Annotated in this window: 20 protein-coding genes, 1 tRNA gene and 1 other RNA gene; 11 read left to right on the plus strand and 11 right to left on the minus strand. The window is 36.6% G+C overall.

What is annotated here, in order from left to right; genetic code table 11:
* Positions 1 to 570, minus strand: a complete 570-nt coding sequence (locus DNG35_RS01635; RefSeq protein ID WP_111126021.1) for an RNA polymerase sigma-70 factor — start codon at positions 568 to 570, stop codon at positions 1 to 3.
* A 186-nt stretch (positions 571 to 756) separates the two neighbouring features.
* Between DNG35_RS01635 and DNG35_RS01640 the strand changes: the two genes are divergently transcribed.
* Entirely contained in the window at positions 757 to 1,005 is a 249-nt protein-coding gene (locus tag DNG35_RS01640) for a hypothetical protein (RefSeq protein ID WP_111126022.1), read from the plus strand.
* Positions 1,006 to 1,119: 114 nt separating this feature from the next.
* Here the strand turns inward: DNG35_RS01640 and DNG35_RS01645 are convergent, their stop codons facing one another.
* Entirely contained in the window at positions 1,120 to 1,407 is a 288-nt protein-coding gene (locus tag DNG35_RS01645; RefSeq protein ID WP_111126023.1) for a GIY-YIG nuclease family protein, read from the minus strand.
* A 330-nt stretch (positions 1,408 to 1,737) separates the two neighbouring features.
* On the opposite strand from DNG35_RS01645, the gene DNG35_RS12240 reads away from it, so the two are divergent.
* The gene (locus DNG35_RS12240) at positions 1,738 to 1,911 is read left to right on the plus strand and encodes a hypothetical protein (RefSeq protein ID WP_199489081.1); all 174 of its coding nucleotides are present in this window, start codon (positions 1,738 to 1,740) and stop codon (positions 1,909 to 1,911) included.
* A 158-nt stretch (positions 1,912 to 2,069) separates the two neighbouring features.
* Positions 2,070 to 2,294 carry a hypothetical protein gene (locus DNG35_RS01650; RefSeq protein ID WP_111126024.1) on the plus strand — a complete coding sequence of 75 codons (225 nt, stop codon included), beginning with the start codon at positions 2,070 to 2,072 and terminating at the stop codon, positions 2,292 to 2,294.
* A gap of 253 nt (positions 2,295 to 2,547) precedes the next feature.
* Here the strand turns inward: DNG35_RS01650 and DNG35_RS01655 are convergent.
* The 3 genes from DNG35_RS01655 to DNG35_RS01665 all read right to left on the minus strand — a co-directional run bounded on the left by DNG35_RS01655 (position 2,548) and on the right by DNG35_RS01665 (position 5,095).
* Positions 2,548 to 2,632 (minus strand) — tRNA-Ser (locus DNG35_RS01655).
* Between the two features lie 89 nt (positions 2,633 to 2,721).
* Positions 2,722 to 3,831 (minus strand): alkene reductase, encoded by a 1,110-nt coding sequence (locus DNG35_RS01660; RefSeq protein ID WP_111126025.1) that lies wholly within the window; start codon positions 3,829 to 3,831, stop codon positions 2,722 to 2,724.
* On the minus strand, positions 3,824 to 5,095 hold the full coding sequence (locus DNG35_RS01665) for an MFS transporter (protein ID WP_111126026.1): 1,272 nt from the start codon (positions 5,093 to 5,095) through the stop codon (positions 3,824 to 3,826). The genes DNG35_RS01660 and DNG35_RS01665 overlap by 8 nt, the downstream gene beginning before the upstream one ends.
* A gap of 227 nt (positions 5,096 to 5,322) precedes the next feature.
* On the opposite strand from DNG35_RS01665, the gene hpf reads away from it, so the two are divergent.
* Together hpf and DNG35_RS01675 are read left to right on the plus strand one after the other, a co-directional pair.
* On the plus strand, positions 5,323 to 5,628 hold the full coding sequence (gene hpf, locus DNG35_RS01670) for a ribosome hibernation-promoting factor, HPF/YfiA family (protein ID WP_111126027.1): 306 nt from the start codon (positions 5,323 to 5,325) through the stop codon (positions 5,626 to 5,628).
* A gap of 74 nt (positions 5,629 to 5,702) precedes the next feature.
* Positions 5,703 to 6,707 (plus strand): M28 family metallopeptidase, encoded by a 1,005-nt coding sequence (locus DNG35_RS01675; protein ID WP_111126028.1) that lies wholly within the window; start codon positions 5,703 to 5,705, stop codon positions 6,705 to 6,707.
* 241 nt (positions 6,708 to 6,948) lie between these two features.
* Here DNG35_RS01675 and DNG35_RS01680 read toward each other — a convergent pair whose 3' ends face one another.
* The 4 genes from DNG35_RS01680 to DNG35_RS01695 form a co-directional block, all read right to left on the minus strand.
* On the minus strand, positions 6,949 to 7,464 hold the full coding sequence (locus DNG35_RS01680; RefSeq protein ID WP_146228820.1) for a hypothetical protein: 516 nt from the start codon (positions 7,462 to 7,464) through the stop codon (positions 6,949 to 6,951).
* Positions 7,465 to 7,484: 20 nt separating this feature from the next.
* Positions 7,485 to 8,915, minus strand: a complete 1,431-nt coding sequence (locus DNG35_RS01685) for an SDR family oxidoreductase (protein ID WP_111126030.1) — start codon at positions 8,913 to 8,915, stop codon at positions 7,485 to 7,487.
* A gap of 67 nt (positions 8,916 to 8,982) precedes the next feature.
* A complete protein-coding gene (kdsB, locus tag DNG35_RS01690; RefSeq protein WP_233494432.1) occupies positions 8,983 to 9,729 on the minus strand; it encodes a 3-deoxy-manno-octulosonate cytidylyltransferase in 747 nt (248 codons plus the stop codon).
* A gap of 119 nt (positions 9,730 to 9,848) precedes the next feature.
* Complete coding sequence (locus DNG35_RS01695) at positions 9,849 to 11,270, minus strand: ATP-dependent RecD-like DNA helicase (RefSeq protein WP_111126031.1); 1,422 nt, start codon at positions 11,268 to 11,270, stop codon at positions 9,849 to 9,851.
* 110 nt (positions 11,271 to 11,380) lie between these two features.
* Between DNG35_RS01695 and DNG35_RS01700 the strand changes: the two genes are divergently transcribed.
* From DNG35_RS01700 to rsmD, 3 genes are read left to right on the plus strand one after another with little or no spacing between them, the layout of a single operon-like run.
* Positions 11,381 to 12,034 (plus strand): hypothetical protein, encoded by a 654-nt coding sequence (locus DNG35_RS01700; RefSeq protein WP_111126032.1) that lies wholly within the window; start codon positions 11,381 to 11,383, stop codon positions 12,032 to 12,034.
* Between the two features lies 1 nt (position 12,035).
* Positions 12,036 to 12,833: a DUF3822 family protein gene (locus DNG35_RS01705; RefSeq protein WP_158524863.1), complete on the plus strand. Its 798-nt coding sequence runs from the start codon at positions 12,036 to 12,038 to the stop codon at positions 12,831 to 12,833.
* Complete coding sequence (gene rsmD, locus DNG35_RS01710; protein WP_111126034.1) at positions 12,830 to 13,372, plus strand: 16S rRNA (guanine(966)-N(2))-methyltransferase RsmD; 543 nt, start codon at positions 12,830 to 12,832, stop codon at positions 13,370 to 13,372. Before DNG35_RS01705 ends, rsmD begins: the two co-directional genes overlap by 4 nt.
* A gap of 1 nt (position 13,373) precedes the next feature.
* Here the strand turns inward: rsmD and DNG35_RS01715 are convergent, their stop codons facing one another.
* Together DNG35_RS01715 and rnpB are read right to left on the minus strand one after the other, a co-directional pair.
* The gene (locus DNG35_RS01715; RefSeq protein WP_111126035.1) at positions 13,374 to 15,356 is read right to left on the minus strand and encodes an O-antigen ligase family protein; all 1,983 of its coding nucleotides are present in this window, start codon (positions 15,354 to 15,356) and stop codon (positions 13,374 to 13,376) included.
* A gap of 14 nt (positions 15,357 to 15,370) precedes the next feature.
* An RNA gene (gene rnpB / locus DNG35_RS01720) (RNase P RNA component class A) lies at positions 15,371 to 15,689 on the minus strand.
* Between the two features lie 122 nt (positions 15,690 to 15,811).
* Here rnpB and DNG35_RS01725 point away from each other — a divergent pair.
* Genes DNG35_RS01725 through DNG35_RS01735 form a run of 3 tightly spaced genes read left to right on the plus strand, consistent with a single transcriptional unit; the run spans position 15,812 to position 18,961 of the window.
* A complete protein-coding gene (locus DNG35_RS01725) occupies positions 15,812 to 16,603 on the plus strand; it encodes a family 16 glycosylhydrolase (RefSeq protein WP_111126209.1) in 792 nt (263 codons plus the stop codon).
* A gap of 40 nt (positions 16,604 to 16,643) precedes the next feature.
* On the plus strand, positions 16,644 to 18,380 hold the full coding sequence (locus DNG35_RS01730; RefSeq protein WP_111126036.1) for a DNA polymerase III subunit gamma/tau: 1,737 nt from the start codon (positions 16,644 to 16,646) through the stop codon (positions 18,378 to 18,380).
* Entirely contained in the window at positions 18,380 to 18,961 is a 582-nt protein-coding gene (locus DNG35_RS01735; RefSeq protein ID WP_111126210.1) for a tRNA-(ms[2]io[6]A)-hydroxylase, read from the plus strand. Before DNG35_RS01730 ends, DNG35_RS01735 begins: the two co-directional genes overlap by 1 nt.
* The last annotated feature ends 1 nt before the right edge of the window (position 18,962 follow it).

Below are 18,962 nucleotides of genomic sequence, written 5' to 3' on the forward strand. Positions count from 1 at the left end.
TTATAGGCATATAAGGGAAGCTATCACCCCTATTTCAAAAACTCCAGCATGCTTTCTCAAAAAGCTCAACGCATTACTAATGTGGGTTTCTACTGTGCGCGCCGAGAGGTTGAGTGCTTGGGCAATTTCTTTGTTGCTCTTCTGCTCTATTCTACTTAGTTTAAACACTTCTTTGCATTTTTGGGGCAACAATTCTATGTGGGACATCATTGCCTTTTCAAATTCCTTGTACTCCAAAGAATGGTTGGGTTCATCGGGAATGCTTTCGAGGTACTCGATTTGTGCGGTCGAAAATTTTAAACTTCGTATATGGTTGGCCACTTTATATTTTACCGCTTTCAATAAGTAAGCTTCCAGGTTTAAGATTTTAGAAGCTTTATTTTTATCCCAGAGACTGATAAAAACCTCCTGTACAATATCCTCACAAACCGCTTCTTCTTGGTAAATTTTATAGGCATAGGAATATAGACGCTTCCAATAGCGATCAAAAATTGCTTCAAATGCCTTTCTGTTTCCAGTAGCCAGTTGCAATAATTCAGAATCTTCTAAACTAGAAAAATCAGGGTTCATTTCGCTTTCTTCACTTTTTTACAAAAAAAGAAAATCCCTGCTTTATTCCAGAAAAGCCAATTTTAAGTTTAGGTTAGCTTAGCATTAAACTTGTAAAATAGGTAGCGAAGCGTTAAAATTATTTAAATATGCACCAGAGATAAATAGCAATCTATTAACTTACCCTATCATCAATCATATCATATTATGGACACACAAGCAAAAATAGAAAAAATGAATGCCGTATTAAACAAAATGGAAGACATCAAAAACTCCCAGCAAAGTTTAATCAATAAGATAGGCCAAGTAGAAGTCGATTTATTCGAGATTAAATCAGACGATCTAGATAAAGAGTTGGATAAAGTGATGAAAAAAGCCACGCGTTCTTTCGAGATCATCAACGAAGCGATTGAAGAGTTTGAGATCAAACGCAACCGTTTGGAGAATGAGGCGTAATGACGTAAGGTAACACGTGATGGGATTACTTCGTCATCCCGAGTACTCGGGATTCCTCGTAATGACGTGGGGCGAACGCGAGGTACGAGCGAGAAGCAATCTAGGCATAGGTAATTAAATGGTTTCACTCAAGTCATCCCAATTTGGGTTTACTTTATTAATCAAGGCTTCTTTTGCTTTTCTATTTCCTGCCTTTAGCTGTTTTTCTCTTGCTATCGCATCTACAATCGAAGAAAACCTTTCAAAATATACCAATTTATCACAGTTATACCTTGCCGTAAAACTCCTTTTATACTTTTTGGTCTTATGTTGGTGTACGCGTTGTGTCAGATGAGTAGTTACACCGATGTATATAACCGTATTCCTTGCATTGGTCATCATATAAACATGGGAAGTTTTCATAGTATAAAGCTACTACTTTTTATCAACACGTCATTGGGACCGCGAGGTACGAATCGGGAAGCAATCCAGGGGTTGATGATGGGATTACTTCGTCGTTACACTCCTCGTAATGACGTGGGGGAACACGTGATGGGATTACTTCGTCATCCCGAGTACTCGGGATTCCTCGTAATGACGTGGGGCAACACGTCATTGCGAACCAATACATAACCTAATTAACGCCGAACGATCTTTAGGATAGGTTTAACAAACACTGTTAATGTGTATTAATCTTCACAAAAAATGAGAATTCATTACTTAAATTTAGGAAACCTTTAAAAATATAGTATGATGAGTGATAAAAATAAAATTCCAGGACAAGACGAAAAGAAAACAGGACAAGACGAGAAGAAAAGCAAAGAAGACAGTGCTATCAATCATAAGGCTAATGAGGCCGATAGTAAAGAAATCAACTACCAAGAAAAGAAGCGCAGAGAAAAACATCAACCTAGGGATAGCGCCTAAAATAAATGAATATGGAAAACGATAAAAATAAGAAAGATAAAAAGCCAGAAAGTTTAGATCCTAAAAACCTTAAAGGTCCGCAAAAAGATAAAAATCAACCAGTATGGAGATCAGAATAAGACAACTTGATTGAAGTAAACAGTTTAAAATTTAAGATTATGAACGACAAAAATAAAAGAGCTCCATTACTAGATAAAGATCTAGAGAATGAGCAAAATATAGAAAACGAAGACTATCCAGGAGAACCCAACTCTAAGCCCAAGGATAAAAAACCAGAGAAGAATGATTCTAAAAAGATGCCAGAAGCAAACGACCCAGCTGGATACAGCAAAAAGGAGAGAATCAAGAAATCTCCTTACGATGAGGAGAACAAATCTAAATAGGTTTACATATACCTGTTTGGTAAAATAGCCGTACTCCTTTTATGGAGGTACGGCTATTTTTATTCCACATCTAAAAATTGTTTCATGGTGATGAAAGAGATTATATGCTATGATCCCAGAAAGTAATCCTGAGCAAGCATAAAAACTTAACAAGCTTCGCTTGTCTGTTTTGCATTTTCATACATTACCTAAAGCAAGCTTAGGTCATTTCTGAAAACACAAAACCCACAACATTGTTGTGGGTTTTCTTTTGCGGAGAAAGAGGGATTCGAACCCCCGGAGGTGTGACCCTCAACAGTTTTCAAGACTGCCGCATTCGACCACTCTGCCATTTCTCCTTTCAATACGTTGCAACAATTGCTCGTTGCGGGTGCAAATATAATAACCTTTTTAATTTATTGAAAAATAAATGTTACTTTTTTTACACTTACTTCGCTTCTTTTCTCCCCAAAATGGGATAGTCGGTATAACCCTTTTTGCCTAGGGTATAAAAAGTGTTTGTGTCCCAATGGGTTAACGGAATGTTTTTTTCAAAACGCTCGACCAAATCGGGGTTAGAAATAAAAGCTTTCCCGTAGGCAACTAGATCGGCAAGCTTGTTTTGAAGCACTTCATTGCCCTTTTTTTGGTCAAAATGGGCATTGATCATCAAATTTCTTTTATAAATCGGACGGTAACGTTCTGCAATTTGGGTGATGGCATAAGGTACTTCGCTCACGTCATTAAAGGGTTCTGATAAATGCAAATAGGCCAAATCATAGGCATTTAGCTTTTTGATGATGTAATCGAAAGTCGGGATGGTGTCTATGTTTAAATCGATACCAAAAATACCGTGTAAACTTGGGTTAAGCCTCACTCCTACTTTTTGTAACGGAACTTCTTTTTTGATTTCCTTTAAAATATCAAACAAAATTCTGCTTCGATTTTCTTCATTACCGCCATACATATCGTTACGGTGATTGGAAGAGGTCACAAAAAACTGGTGTAGTAAATACCCATTGGACGCATGGATCTCTACGCCATCGAAGCCTGCAGCCATGGCGTTTACAGCGGCTGTTTTATATTCCTCTATGGTTTGTTTGATATCCGCTAAAGTCATTTCTTTAGGGGTTACCGTAGGCTGCTTTCCGTTGGGTGTTCGCATCACAATGTTGGGATTGATGGCTGAGGGTGCCCAAGGCAATTCACCGTCATGAAAATCGGGGTGCGAGTTTCTCCCCACATGCCATAACTGCATAAAAATCTTCCCTCCCTTGTCGTGCACCATTTTTGTCACCTCTTTCCAGGCTTCTGTTTGTTCTTTAGTGAATATTCCCGGGATATGACTGTAACCTACCGACTTTGGTGATATCGCTACGCCTTCGGTAATGATTAAACCTGCAGAATACCTTTGCTGGTAATATTTACCATGTAGATCTTTACTGACTAACATTTCTGTATTGTCGACTCGATTTCGCGTAAGCGGAGCCATCACTACCCTATTTTTTAAAGAGATTCCGTTAAGATCGAAAGGTTTTAATAAAGGCTGTTTACTCATTTTTGATATTATTTTCTTCAAGGTCTGTTTCTAAATCTAAATTTCGAAGTTTAGGGAATTTAAAACCTATTCCCAATACCGTCAGCAAAGTCATGGTTCCTCCGAATACTACGGCATTTACAGTTCCCATAAGCTTGGCAGTTACTCCGCTCTCGAAAGCGCCAAGTTCGTTAGACGAGCCTACAAACATCGAGTTGACGGAAGCGACACGACCCCGCATTTCGTCTGGCGTACGTAATTGTAAAATGGTTTGGCGTATAATCATCGAAATGCCATCGGTCACACCGCTCATAAATAAAAAGAAAACCGAAAGCCAAAAGATAGATGATAAACCAAAACCAATAATGGATACCCCGAAAAAGAACACTGCGGTAAAAAGCTTCATTCCTGCTTTTTTATTTAAAGGAAAATAGGCCGAGGTAAACATAATAATTAGAGCGCCAACGGCTGGGGCAGCTCTTAAAACACCAAAGCCTTCGGGACCTACCTTTAAAATATCCTGTGCAAAAATGGGTAATAAAGCCACAGCACCACCAAACAAAACGGCGAACATATCTAAGGAAAGTACCCCCAGAATGATGCGCGTGTTGAAAACAAAACTGATGCCTTCGCGTAAGCTTTTAAATACTTTTTCTCCTTTATTGGGGTTGAGAATGGGTTTGGTTTTGATTTGCGATAACGCAATCAACGCGGTAAGCGAACACCCAAAAATAAAGAACATCGTCCAGTTGACCCCAATCCAATGAATGGAAAAGCCTGCTAAAGCAGGGCCAACTACGGCTCCTAATTGCCAAACCGAACTGCTCCAAATCGCAGCGTTGGGGTATACTTTTTTAGGAACAATAAGCGCAAACAACGAAAAGATGGTAGGCCCCATAAAAGCACGTACAACTCCACCACAGAATACCAAAGCATAGATGGTGTATAACACCGTGTTTTCTGATAAGGTACTCGTGATATCGGGTTTGGTAATTAGAAATAGGCCTAGGCTAATGACAGAAAACCCCAACAAACATTTGATCAAAAGGCTTTTCTTTTCTTTCTGATCGACCACATGACCTGCAAACAAAGCCATCGAAACCGCTGGGATTACCTCCATCAACCCAATAATTCCCAATGACAGTGGATTTTTGGTAATGCTGTAAACTTCCCACTCGATGACGATAAACTGCATCGACCAGGCAAATACCATCGCAAAACGAACTAATAAAAAAAGGTTGAACTCTCGAAATTTGAGCGCAGCGTAAGGGTCATTTTTTTCCAAAATAGGGAAAGTTTATCATTTGGCTTTGCAAAGATACATTTCTATAAGTAAAAATTTTCCTTAATATAATGATAAAAAATTAGGCATTTTATTAAAAAATTGTTTACTTTAATCATTCAATAAAAGTATTTAAACCAACTCTATCGGAACACTTCTACCTAACCTATTTATTAACCATTCGATCAAAAGTTTAAACTCTTATTGATTGAAAATAAAAACAGATTACTATGGATGTAAATTTTAATTATGTACACGTAAAAGCAAGTAGTCGTTTAGAAGAAATGACCAAAGACAAACTCAATAAACTCAAAGAGCGGTATGACTTTTTGGTTGCTGCTGAGGTTTTTTTCAAAACGGAAAATTCGTCTAGCAACGAAAAAGGAAGAATTTGTGAAATAAAACTAAGTCTTCCTGGACCGTTAATTTTTGCCGCTTCCAATCAAGAAAATTTCGATCAAGCCATCAATAAATGTGTAAGTGAAGTAAGGTCTCAGTTACAAAAAAGAAAAGAAAAAATGATGTCACATACCTAATACATCAAATAATATTTTAATTTTACAAGCGTGTTTTATACACGCTTTTTTATTTCTAACAAAACCTTAAGGATATGAAATACCTTTTATTGATTCCGGCATTTGCTGTTTGTGCCTGCAACGCGCCAAAAAAAACAGTTACTGCAACTGCAGTAAACCCTGAGAACTATGCCAATACCATCACCTCACAAGAACTCAAAGATCACCTGTACACCTTTGCCTCTGATGAGTTTGAAGGTCGGGACACTGGTGAAGAAGGACAGAAAAAAGCTGCCCAATACATAAAAAACTATTATGAAAAAGAAGCCATAGGCTCGCCTATTGCCGAAGGAGATTACTTTCAGGAAATCCCTTCTGCTTATTTCAATAATAAGTATAAAGACTCTGAGAATGTGATTGGTTTTATCAAAGGAAAAGAGTTGCCAAATGAAGTGGTCATTCTGACGGCACATTACGACCACGTCGGAAAAAAAGGAGAAGAAATATATAATGGTGCCGATGATGATGGCTCGGGAAGTGTTGCTTTATTAGAAATTGCAGAAGCCTTTAAAAAAGCAGTAAAAGATGGTTATCAACCCAAAAGATCGGTGGTGTTTTTACACGTTACCGGTGAGGAAAAAGGCTTGTTGGGTTCTAAGTTTTATGTAGAAAACCCAATTTTTCCTTTAGCAAATACCGTGGCTAACTTAAATACCGATATGATTGGTAGAATTGATGTAAAACACGAAGGAAAAGAAGACTACATTTACCTTATCGGAAGTGATAAGTTAAGTACAGATTTACACAACCTATCGGAAGAAGTAAATAAAAAATATGTTCAGTTAGACATCGATTATACTTATAACGATGATAATGACCCTAACCGTTTTTATTACCGAAGTGATCACTACAACTTCGCCAAACACAACATCCCAATTATTTTTTATTTTAATGGCGTACATGCCGATTACCACAAACCTACCGATACCCCAGAAAAAATTAATTACGATTTATTGGCAAAACGTACCCAACTTATTTTTTATACCGCTTGGGAAATAGCCAACCGTGACCAACGCATTATCGTTGATAAAGCAAAATAGCATACAAAAAAGTCCCCTCTAAACGAGGGGATTTTTTTATCATGTAAAAATTCTATGATACAGAAAAAGCTGTTTAAAAAGTTTAGAAAAACGTCATTCTGAACCTGCCTGTCGGCAGACAGGTTTATTTCAGAATCTCACCATTGTTGGTTTACAAATAGTATGAGAACCTGAAACAAGTTCAGGTTGACAGAAATTAACTTTTTAGACAGCTTTTTTGCGTTTTTATTTTCAATTCAACTTAAAAAGCGCCTGTTACTATTTCTAAGCGTTGTGGCACTTGTTCGTTTTGAATGTCGATGGTTAGTTTACCATCTTTCATCACCAAACTTCCTTTTCTTACTTCAAAATAGCCCGCTGCTCCTTTACAGAAACAATGTCTCCCGAAAAGCATTTTTACGCTTGCTAAATCAGCATCAGTTAAATTCAATTCGGTTACCTCATTACCCACTTCAAATAAAATTTCTTCGATGTAGTGACCATCTACATGCATTTTGTCTTCGTTTTCTGCAGCTCGATACTTGATTACTTTTACACCTTCTTTCTTTTCGAATTTAGGGTAAAGGATATTTGCATCATCCCTGTCTATTGTCATCGTCGTGTTTTCCATCACCTCAAAAGTACAAACCGCATTTTTCCAACATTCTGAAAGCGGTTTTAGGTTTTCTGATAATGGTCTTGCGTTTTCAGTTACTTTTTTAGTGCCATTGCAATTAAAAATAAATGGCATGACCAATAAGATAAGTAGTTTTTTCATTTGATTATTGTTTTAAGTTATTATTTATTTCCTGTTGCTAAGTAATTAACCAATCCTTTAAAAACGATTCCGTGAAAAGGAAATACGGTATACCAGTATAACCTCCCTAAAATTCCTTTGGGTCTAAAAACTGCTTTTTGTCTCAGCTTGTTATTCTCTAATTTAAATTCTAACCAAGCTTCTCCTGGAAGTTTCATTTCTGCAAAAAGCAGCAATTTACCTTCTTCTCTATCGGCATACAACACCCGCCAAAAATCCAGCGCATCTCCTACAGCCAATTTGGTAGGGTGTGTTCTTCCTCTTCTTAGACCAACACCTCCAAAAATTTGATCGATAAATCCTCTAAGTTTCCATAGGCGTTGTGCGTACCATCCTTGCCTGCCTCCTAAACTCCAGATGCGATCTATGGTTTGTTGTTTGTTTTGATAGGTTTTAGATTTCAAATCTACAAAACAACCATGTTTAGGTACTTCCATAAATTGTTCCAAAGAATTTTTATGGCTTAAAGAACTTACAAAACTATCGCGCCAGCTTGAGACAATTTCATGGGCTTCTATCTTTGATAAGGTACGTTTTATAGCTTCTTTATACCCAAAGGGTTGAACCGCTAGCAACTCATTAATTTTTTGATCTCTTGCCACTACCGCTATTTTCATACTGTCTACTAAAGCAACTGCTAAGCGATATGTTGTTGAGGTGATAAAGTACAACCAATAAGAAGAGAGTCTTGGCGTCATCACAGGTAACGTATAAATGTAACGCTTTAAACCTCTTTCTTCTGCATATCCTAACAACATTTCTTTGTAAGTTAAGATATCAGGGGAAGCAATATCAAAATTTTTATCGTAGGTTTTTTCGCAAAATAAAGTCTTGATTAAAAAATCCAAAACATTAGCAATCCCTATAGGTTGACATTTGGTGTGCAACCACTTAGGCGTAATCATGATTGGTAATTTTTCTACTAAATCCCTTATAATCTCAAAAGAAGCACTTCCCGAACCTATAATTATCCCTGCCCTTAATGCCGTAAAATGAAAATTTCCCTTTGTTAACTCCTCTTCTACTTTTAGTCTAGAAGCTAAGTGTTTTGAAAGTTGCTTTTCGTTTACTATTCCAGTGAGGTAAATCACATGCTGGCAATTGGTTTTTGAAATAGCTTTTGTAAAATTGATAGCGGTTTGCTGTTCTAAATCTTCAAAATTTTTAGCCCCACTCATCGAATGCATCAAATAGTAAGCCCCATCGATGTCTTCTGGTATTGCGCTAAGGGTTTCTGGTTTTAAAAAATCAACTTCTATAATTTCTATATGCTCGGCAAAATCATTGTCAGGTTTCTTCAACCGGTATTTATCTCGAGTACAGCAAATGACCTTATAGTTATTTTCCAGTAAAGCAGGTAATAATCTTTTGCCTATGTAGCCTGTAGCTCCGGTGAGAAGAATTTTTTTCAAAAATTGATTTTTGTTTACAATTTAAAAGAAATGATAATTTTAGAATAACAAAAAAATCTTAAAGTTTTTAGGTGTTCCAAAGTTTTCTGGCCTTGATGATATCTTCTGGGGTGTCGATGCCTACTCCTCTATTATTAGTCTCTACCATTTTGATGTTCTTACCATATTCTAGGTAGCGTAAGCACTCTATTTTTTCTGAGGCTTCCAACACTTGCATCGGCAGCTGGTAAAAATCTAAGATCGCTTGCTTCCTAAAAGCATAAATACCAATATGCCTATAATAAGGTACATTCATATTTTCTTCGCGTGGATAAGGAATGCGTGAACGCGAAAAATACAAGGCATAATCATTTTGGTTGGTAATGACTTTTACCACATTGGGATTGTTGACTTCTTCTTCGTCGGTGATTTTTACCATGAGTGAAGCCAAATCGATATTTTGGGCATCTTCTTGATAAAATACGTTTAACACGCGTTCTAAATCTTCTTTGGCAATAAAAGGTTCATCACCTTGTACGTTTACGACAATGTCTACATCCAAATTTTCTACCGCCTCAGCAATGCGATCGCTACCACACTGGTGCTCTTTTTTGCTCATGATGGCTTTTCCACCTTGAGCCGTAATCTCATTAAAAATAATATCGCTATCGGTCACCACGTAAACCTCATCAAACAACTTTGTATGTATGGCAGCTTCATAAGTTCTAGTGATCACCGTTTTCCCTTTGAGGTCTTGCATGAGTTTTCCCGGGAAACGAGATGCTTCGTAACGCGCAGGAATCATCGCAATTATTTTGAGTTTCTGTTTGTTCATATTTTATTAAATTTATTTGCCTCCCGAAGACATTGAGCCTGTCGTACTGCAAGGTAAACTTATTTCAGATATTCTATTTGCAATTTTATAGATTCCTTCACTTCGTTCGGAATGACACTTTACTCCACAAAAAAATCATCTTTAAACCCAATCAGGTACAATTTTTCTTTGGCGCGTGTGCAAGCCGTGTACAGCCAACGTAAATAGTCTTGCGTAATGCCATCTTTTAGGTAGGGTTGTTCTACAAAAACCGTATTCCATTGGCCACCTTGTGATTTATGACAAGTAATCGCATAACTAAACTTCACCTGCAAAGCATTAAAATACTTGTTGTTTTTTACCTTCAGAAACTTCTTATATTTAGAAGTAATCTCGGCATAATCTTTTAAAACCTCTTGGTACAGTCGGTTAGATTCTTCATAACTAAGCGAAGGGGTTTGCGAACTAAGCGTATCAAGTAATAATACAGTTTCAAAAGGTTTCATTTTTGGGTAATCTACCATTTGCACCTTTACTTCGGCAAAACGAAAGCCGTATAAGTCTTTAAAACCAAAAATCTCTAAGACCTCAATTAGGTCTCCGTTGGCAATAAAACCAGCATCGCTTTTTGCATCTACCCAAAAGTAATTATTTTTGACCACCATAAGGTAATCCCCTACATCCAACTCGTTTTCACGAAATAAAATACGTGAGCGAATTTGCTGATTATAGATATTTGCCCGCTTGTTGGACATGACCAAAATAGAGGTTTCTTCTTGTCCGTTTTGGTCATAGGAATCGGTTATCGCATCTAGAATTTCATAACCGTCAACCAAGCGTACAAAATCACCACCTAGAAATTCAAATTTAAAATCGTCGTAAAAGTTAGCTTGCAGTGTTTCGCGCAGTAGCGTAGCATTTTTAAGAATGTTGCTTTCGGTTTGTTGCCGCACCACTTCATTGAGTTCGATGCTTTGTATTTTCTTTCGGGAATAAACCGATAATTTCTCATCATCTAAAGCTGGACTTAAACTTTGATGTACAGGAGGTAATTGTGCGGTATCACCAATAAAAATAAGTTTGCAGTTACTTCCTGCGTTTACATAGGCGATCAAATCGTCTAAGAGCGAACCATCAGAAAAAAGCTTGGTGTCTTGAGTGCCGTCTGAAATCATCGAGGCTTCATCGACAATAAAAACAGCATTTTTATGCTTGTTGTTTTGTAAAGTAAAATCTGGAGTTCCGCCTTTATTGCTTTTGGGCCAATAGATTTTTTTGTGAATGGTAAATGCAGTATACCTAGAGTAATTGCTCATTACCTTTGCAGCTCTACCGGTTGGTGCAATAAGAATAGGTGTTTTTCTGAGTTTACTTAAGTTTTTTACAATTGTACCAATAATGGTTGTCTTTCCTGTTCCGGCATAACCTTTGAGGATAAAAATACTATCAGCAGCATCATCAGTAATAAATTTTGCAATTTTGTCTAAAGCGATATTCTGCTGAACTGTGGGTTCGTATGGAAAATCTAACTTTAAACGTTTGTAAAATTCTGATGAATTCATAGTAAATTTTTAAGAATTTCAAATATAAAGATGCTTTTTTGGCTTTCGAAACTTTTAGCATTAAAAAAAAATTGTAGATTTGCTACGCAACTGTTTATAAATAAAAAATTATGAGATTTGTTATACAATTAGTTCTTTGGGTTGTTATTGCTGGTTTAGCTTATTTGACCTTTAACTCTATTTATGAGCCAATACAGTTTAACAAGGTTAAAAAAGCTAGGTATGCTGAAGTTATTGAAAGACTAAAAGACATCAGAAGTTCGCAATTGGCGCACAAAGAAGTGAGTGGTGTTTTTGCTAACGATTTTAACTCGTTGATTAAATTTATAGATACTGCACAATTTACCATTACCCAACGTAGAGATACTACCGTTTTAGATGAAGAGATGACAAAAAGATACGGTGTAGATCAGTATAAAAGTGAGATTATCATAGATACTTTAGGCTACGTCCCTGTAAAAGATTCTTTATTTAAAAACTCAAGTCGCTACAAAGAATTAATGTTTGTTCCTACTACAGACAAGCAAGAAAAGTTTGAGATCAAAGCAGGAACCATCAAAAAGAAAGATATAAATATTCCTGTGTTTGAAGTAAAAGTTAGAAAAGAGGTACTTTTAGAAGACCAAGATAGAGAATTGGTGATTCAGGAAAATCAAGTACAGTCGGTAGAAGGTGTAAACGGAGCATACATCAAAGTAGGTTCTATGGAAGAAGTAAACACCAGCGGAAACTGGCCGAAAATATATGGTGCAAACGACGAATAATATGAGTTCTGACACACCAAAAAAACTATCCATTCTGGTCACTCAGGATGGATTTTCTTTTTCTATCGGAAATGAAAATAGCATTACCGATTACCAAAGCAAATATTTTAAAAAACCTCAAAACCCTGACAAGTTATTGCAAGAGATGAGTCTTTTGTTGGAAAAAGAGGTTTTCAAAAAATATGCTGTGCAAGATTTACAATTAAGGGTTACCTACTCCAACTCACTTTTTACGATTGTTCCTGAGTCTTATTTCGATGAAAACCACCTGACCGACTACCTTAAATTTAACACCAAACTCCTTGCGACCGACTTTGTGACTTACGACGAAACCCAAACAGGTGATGCAAAAACCGTTTATATTCCGTATGTAAACATCAATAACTACTTGTTTGAAAAATTTGGGGAGTTCGACTACCAACATTTGGCAACCTTACTTCTCAATTCGCTAGAAGCGGAAGAAAATAATGAAGATAAAAAAGCGCATTTAGAAATTTTTGAAACCCATTTTTACCTGCGTGTTTCCGAAAATAAAAAACTAATTTTACTCAATAGCTTCAACTACCAAACCAAAGAAGATCTGTTGTATTATGTATTGTTTACTTTTGAGCAACTTCACCTCGACCCCAACACATTAGCAGTAAGTTTAAGTGGAAAAATAAAAGAAAATGACGAAATCTACAGTTTACTCTACAGGTACATTAGAAATGTAAAATTGGTAGCTCCAGCAGAAATTGCTGAAACTTTGCGCCCAAAAATCAATTATCCCAACCAACTTATTTTTAGACATTTCGCGTGAGAATTATTTCAGGAAAATATAAAGGTAAACGACTTATCGCACCTAAAAAATTACCGATAAGACCCACCACAGATATCGCCAAAGAAGGCTTGTTCAACATTTTGCGCAACCGTTATTATTTTGACGAAATCAGGGTTTTGGATTTATTTTCGGGTTCGGGTAACATCGCTTATGAATTTGCTTCGAGAGGTGTCGAAGAAATCACCGCTGTCGATAATCACGTGGGTTGTTTACAATTCATCAATAAAACAGCACAAGAATTAGAGTTCAATATCCATACCATCAAAAGTGATGTATATAGGTTTTTAGAGCACCATTCAGGTTCATACGATATTATTTTTGCCGATCCTCCTTATGATTTCACCGACGAACAGTTTCAACAAATTGCACAATTGGTTTTCGAGAGTGATTTATTAGCAGAAGAAGGTACACTTATCATCGAGCACGCCAAGCATACCCAACTCAACACCACCGAAAACTTTGTAGAAGACCGAAAATATGGCGGTTCGGTATTTAGTTTCTTTCAGAAAAAAGCATAATCTACTCTTTTTTCGTACGTAAAGCTTGTATTTTTTGATGGTTAGGGAATTTTTTGAATCCATCTATAACCAAGGTGTTTAGTTCTTGTCGGTTATATTTTAAACGAATAAGTGCCGTGATGTATTCATAATAAGCATCGCCATTACTTTCGTTGTATTGACTAAACGCTTTATAAATTTCCTTTACTTCCTCAGGTTTGCCTGCTTGTCCGGCAGCAGCAATTGCATTTTTATAATAAAGCATATACCTAGGTTTCATCATAAAAGCTTTTTTGGCATATGCATTGGCACTGTCTATTGCTTTGGTTTTAAAGTAAATAATACTTTTGGTGTGTGCAACATACGCTGTATAAGGACTATATTGTTGCACGCTATCTAAAACCTTTAACGCTTTATTGTATTTTTTAAAATAAATTAAGTAATTAGCCATTTTTACACCAATTGGTTCTGTATCTTCCGCAATCGAAGGAAAAGAAGGCATTTTTTCTGAGATTTGATGATAACTGTATTTGGGGTTAAGTGGTGCTCCTTTGGTAATATGAGCTTTTTCTGAACTCATGAGTTGCTGGAATTCAAAAGACTGATAGATTTTATAATTACCATAAACGGTTGTTACGCTTAAAGCGGAAATAATTATAGGTAAAACATAGTTTTTAGAACCACTCTGCAACAAAGTTTCCTTCTCTGAATAGTGTAGTGAAGCTATTCCGCCGAGAGCGAAAACAAAGAAAACCTGAATAGGTGGTCGACTCATCGGAAAATTAAACATACAGTCAAAGAAATAAGCAATCAGCACACATAAGAACAATACTGAGAACCACTTTTCTCCACTTGTAGATTTATCTTTACTTAAAAATATTTTGATGCAAAAGAATACAGCGATACCTATCAATGCTAGATAAACCAGCATATTGACAAGACCTGTTTCTGCTGCAATATGTAAAAACTCGTTGTGCGGATGTCTCGATACTTTATTTCCGTTGGTGAGTGTATTGTAATATTGCGGAATATACAACTCGTAATTTCCTAAACCGTAACCCGTAATAGGTTTATCTGCAATAAAACCTAAGGTATTGTCCCAATACTTTAAGCGAATATGCTTTTTGATAGGTTTACGTACAATACTTTCAACAAAACTTGTTGGTTGAGTTCCTTTCTTTAGATTTCTAGTTTTTATACTGCTATCGAGCATATTGAAAGCTAAAAAAGAAAGAATTAGCAATCCACAGAAGATGCCAATTTTTATTCCTAACTTTTTTCTATTTTCAGCGGTTTTAAATAAATAAAAAAGTAAAACCAAAACGATGATTATTAACGCCAGAAAGCTAGCTTTAGAGTTAATAGCCATAATACATATCAAGCTTAATAATAACGTGATAGAAGCTAATACCTTAAGTAGAAGTTTAGGATGGAACAACGTGTAGATTACCAATGGAAGTTTCATCACCAACGAAAAAGCAAATACGTTTTTGTTTCCTAAATTTCCTTTTATTCCAGACCAAATTCCTCTAATATTATCGCTATATAAATTTTTAAAAACAGTGAAAACTTCAGAAGAAACCTCAAAAAAAGTAATAACTGTAACAATAACCGCTAAAGTTTTTAATAAAGCTAAACGCTTATAAAGCAACAAGAAAAACACAATCGCCATAACCCAAGTAGTCAGGTGTGTTACCAACGTACTTATGCTCTGCGGAATATTAATCGCAAAAAAAATAGAAACACTACTTAACGCCAAAAAGACTGTAAGTAAACCAATTAAAATATTATACTTAAAAAGAGAAAAACGAAGTAAGGTCTTTTGTTTGGTGATGATATATCCCAAAGCAATCGTGTTGATGACCGAAATCAACAACCAATGTAAACCTTTATAATCTATCAGATAGTCCGCAGAAAATAATTCTACTAGAAAATAAGAAGTTAAAATAAGAAGTGGGAATAAGTTTTCGTTTTTAAAAATGGGTTGATTAGCCGTGTTTTTCATTCCATAAATTTAAAAAAAAGAGCAGATGTATAAGCCGGATTCTGTATTTTCTTGCGAAAACCCTTATCATTTATCTACGGTTTTTGTTGCCAAAAACCTTTAGCTGTCTACCCTCCAACATCGGTCGAGCAACCTCAAACGTTGGTTTACATGACATTTCACCGCATAGAGTTTACCTGATTTCACTACAGCATTACCTGTACATTCTTTCTGTTGCACTTGTCCTTACCTCACGGCAGACGGCCGTTAGCCGCTATGCTTCTCTGTGGTGTCCGGACTTTCCTTCCCGAATCCCGATAGCTATCGAGACGGAACGATAAGGCCATCTGCTCGCTGCAAAGATAAAGTTTATTCATTTGTTTTTCCTAATTCATTTAAAATGGAACTAAATTTGCTTTCGTTTACACGGAATTATGAGCCGCATTCAGAAAACCATATTGCTTATTTTATGTATCATGATAAATTTTACCAACGAGTCGACAGCCCAAAAATTTGAACTCGTTTGGGACGAAAGTTTTAATTATTCGGGTAAACCTGATCCGGCAAAATGGAATTACGAAACTGGCTATATCCGAAACCAAGAACACCAATATTATACCAAACGAAAAAAAAATGTACGCGTAAAAGATGGTAAACTCATCATTACTGCTCGCAAAGAAGCATACAAAAACAAAGCCTTCGACAAAGATTCGACCAATTGGCGTCACAACAAAGAAATTGCCGAATACACTTCGGGAAGCATCAATACTTTTAAAAAATTTCATATTCAGTACGGAAAAATAGAAGTTCGAGCCAAATTACCCAAAGGCAATGGTATTTGGGCGGCCATTTGGATGATGAGTATCGATCTCGAAACTTTAGGTTGGCCCAATGCCGGTGAAATAGATATTATGGAATATGTCGGTAAAGAACCCAATACCATTCACAGCACGGTGCATTATCCTTGGGAAAACTTTTTGGGTTACGCCTCTAAAGGAGGAAAAATAGACCTCGAAAATCTCACCGAAGATTTTCACACCTATACCATTGTTTGGGACGCAGAAAAAATAGATTTTATGGTCGATTCCAACAGCTATTTTTCGTTTAATTTAGCTGAAATTAGTGAAGAAAACCATCCTTTCCGTCGTCCATTTTATCTGATTATCAACCTTGCTCTTGGCGGAAACTGGCCTGGAAAAATCGACAAAAGTATTTTCCCTCAGGAGTTTATCATCGATTATGTAAAAGTGTATAAAAAAGTAGATTAAGCTCCTTGTTTTTTGGTGGCAATTTTTATCTTTGTTAACGATGGAACACTTTATAGTATCAGCTCGCAAGTATCGCCCAAACACCTTTGAAGATGTGGTTGGACAACAGGCGATTACCAAAACTTTAGAGAATGCTATAAAAAATAATCACTTGGCTCAAGCATTACTGTTTACGGGTCCGCGTGGTGTTGGAAAAACAACCTGCGCTAGAATTCTCGCTAAGAAAATTAACCAAGAAGCTTTAGAGGAAAAAACCGATAGTGACTTTGCCTTTAATATTTTTGAGCTGGATGCGGCTTCTAACAATTCGGTCGACGACATTAGAAATCTTATCGACCAGGTTCGCATACCACCACAAACCGGAAAATATAAAGTTTACATCATCGACGAGGTGCATATGCTTTCTTCTGCAGCTTTTAATGCCTTTTTAAAAACCTTAGAAGAACCACCAAAGCATGCTATTTTTATTTTAGCAACTACTGAAAAGCACAAAATCATCCCAACCATTTTATCGCGTTGCCAGATTTTTGATTTTAAACGTATTCGGGTAGCTGATGCAAAAGCTTACCTCGCAAGGATTGCCGAAAATGAAGGTGTGCAAGCCGAAGATGATGCTTTGCATATCATCGCACAAAAAGCAGACGGAGCGATGCGTGATGCGCTATCTATTTACGATCGTGTGATTAGTTATAGCGGGAAAAAACTTACTAAAGAAGCGGTTGCCGAGAATCTAAACGTGCTGGATTATGACGTTTATTTTACTTCAACAGCATATATGTTGGAAAATAAAATCCCGGAGCTTCTCCTCTACTTCAATGAGATTTTAGGCAAAGGTTTTGACGGACAACATTATATCGCTGGTTTGGCTTCACATTTTAGGGATTTGTGGGTTTGCAAAAACCAATCGACCATCAGCTTGTTAGAAGTTGGTGAACAAACCAAAGCCAAATATTTTGAACAGTCACAAAAAACCGATGAAGCCTTTTTAACCGAAGCTTTAAAACTGGCCAACGATTGCGACTTACGCTACAAAACCAGTCATAATCAACGTTTACTTGTCGAACTTTGTTTGATGCAATTGGCCTCTATCACTTATGATGGAGAAAAAAAAAAGGATAAACCTTTCTTAATTCCTGCGAGTTTTTACCACAAAAAATCGGTGGCTACAACGCCACAAGTAAATCAGTCTAAGGTTCTTGAAAAAATACCTGAACTTGTTAGTGAAAAGCAAGAAACGTACGATACTCCCGATAAAAATTCCGCTACGACGGAAAACATAAAAACATCTACAATTGACAAAGTTGGAATGCAAAAGCCAAGTTCTGGACTTTCGCTAAAAAGTATTGCTAGAAAAAAAGAACTCACGCAGAAGCTCAACGAACAAAAAGCTAGGGAAATTGAGGTAAAACTTGATAGCGACTTTTCTGAAAACGACATGCAATTGGCTTGGAACGACTATGTCAAGATTCTGAAAAAGAATGGGGAAAAAATCTTGGCTTCTATTTTGGAAACCGATACGCCTAAGTTGCATGACAAAACCATACAGATTGTTTTGCCAAACTCGACGATGAAAAGTGAGCTTAGTATGGCTAAAAATAAGCTCATTAAATTTTTACGGAAGAAATTACTTAATTCGTATATCGAACTGAAAATAGTCGTCAACGAAGAAACTTCTAAAAAATATGCGTTTACGAGCCGGGAAAAATACGAAAAGCTAAAAGAGAAAAATCCATTATTGGATAAACTCAGAAAAACTTTTGATTTAGATATAAAATGATGCTAGGCCTCAAACTTCCTACCGATCCGCGTTGGGCAAATATTGCCGAAAAGAATATCGAAGATATTTTGATCGATCACGCTTATTGCGAACAAAAAGCAGCTTCTACCGCGATTTCTTTGATTGTGAGCTTCCCGGAATATACCGAGCTGGTACAAGAAATGATTGCTTTGGTGGAAGAAGAAATGAGCCATTTTAAAATGGTGCACGATCTTATTTTGGAGCGTGGTTACCAAATGGGACGAGACCGTAAAGACGAATACGTTATTGCGGTGACCAAATTTTTTCCGAAAGGCGGAAGCAGAACCACACAATTAGTACATCGTTTATTATACGCAGCCTTGATAGAAGCCCGAAGCTGCGAGCGTTTTAAGCTTTTATCAAACGAATTGGAAGATCCAAAATTACGCGTTTTCTACAAAAAGCTCATGATAAGTGAAGCCAATCATTATACCATGTTTCTGAATTTTGCTAGAAAATATGGTGATCGTGAGGAAGTCGATCAAAAATGGAAAGATTTACTCACTTATGAAGGTGAATTGATGAAAAGCCTAAGCAAGGGTAAAAGCATACATGGGTAGG

The sequence above is a fragment of the Mesonia sp. K7 genome (assembly GCF_003233725.1).
Lineage (GTDB): Bacteria > Bacteroidota > Bacteroidia > Flavobacteriales > Flavobacteriaceae > Mesonia.

Coding starts and splice junctions, on each gene's coding strand:
- DNG35_RS12240 (WP_199489081.1), top strand. CDS start 1,738: ATGAGTGATAAAAATAAAATTCCAGGACAAGACGAAAAGAAAACAGGA.
- DNG35_RS01700 (WP_111126032.1), top strand. CDS start 11,381: ATGAGATTTGTTATACAATTAGTTCTTTGGGTTGTTATTGCTGGTTTA.
- DNG35_RS01695 (WP_111126031.1), bottom strand. CDS start 11,270: ATGAATTCATCAGAATTTTACAAACGTTTAAAGTTAGATTTTCCATAC.
- DNG35_RS01705 (WP_158524863.1), top strand. CDS start 12,036: ATGAGTTCTGACACACCAAAAAAACTATCCATTCTGGTCACTCAGGAT.
- DNG35_RS01725 (WP_111126209.1), top strand. CDS start 15,812: ATGATAAATTTTACCAACGAGTCGACAGCCCAAAAATTTGAACTCGTT.
- hpf (WP_111126027.1), top strand. CDS start 5,323: ATGGATGTAAATTTTAATTATGTACACGTAAAAGCAAGTAGTCGTTTA.
- DNG35_RS01735 (WP_111126210.1), top strand. CDS start 18,380: ATGCTAGGCCTCAAACTTCCTACCGATCCGCGTTGGGCAAATATTGCC.
- DNG35_RS01645 (WP_111126023.1), bottom strand. CDS start 1,407: ATGAAAACTTCCCATGTTTATATGATGACCAATGCAAGGAATACGGTT.
- kdsB (WP_233494432.1), bottom strand. CDS start 9,729: ATGAACAAACAGAAACTCAAAATAATTGCGATGATTCCTGCGCGTTAC.
- DNG35_RS01730 (WP_111126036.1), top strand. CDS start 16,644: ATGGAACACTTTATAGTATCAGCTCGCAAGTATCGCCCAAACACCTTT.
- DNG35_RS01640 (WP_111126022.1), top strand. CDS start 757: ATGGACACACAAGCAAAAATAGAAAAAATGAATGCCGTATTAAACAAA.
- DNG35_RS01675 (WP_111126028.1), top strand. CDS start 5,703: ATGAAATACCTTTTATTGATTCCGGCATTTGCTGTTTGTGCCTGCAAC.
- DNG35_RS01680 (WP_146228820.1), bottom strand. CDS start 7,464: ATGAAAAAACTACTTATCTTATTGGTCATGCCATTTATTTTTAATTGC.
- DNG35_RS01650 (WP_111126024.1), top strand. CDS start 2,070: ATGAACGACAAAAATAAAAGAGCTCCATTACTAGATAAAGATCTAGAG.
- DNG35_RS01660 (WP_111126025.1), bottom strand. CDS start 3,831: ATGAGTAAACAGCCTTTATTAAAACCTTTCGATCTTAACGGAATCTCT.
- DNG35_RS01715 (WP_111126035.1), bottom strand. CDS start 15,356: ATGAAAAACACGGCTAATCAACCCATTTTTAAAAACGAAAACTTATTC.
- DNG35_RS01635 (WP_111126021.1), bottom strand. CDS start 570: ATGAACCCTGATTTTTCTAGTTTAGAAGATTCTGAATTATTGCAACTG.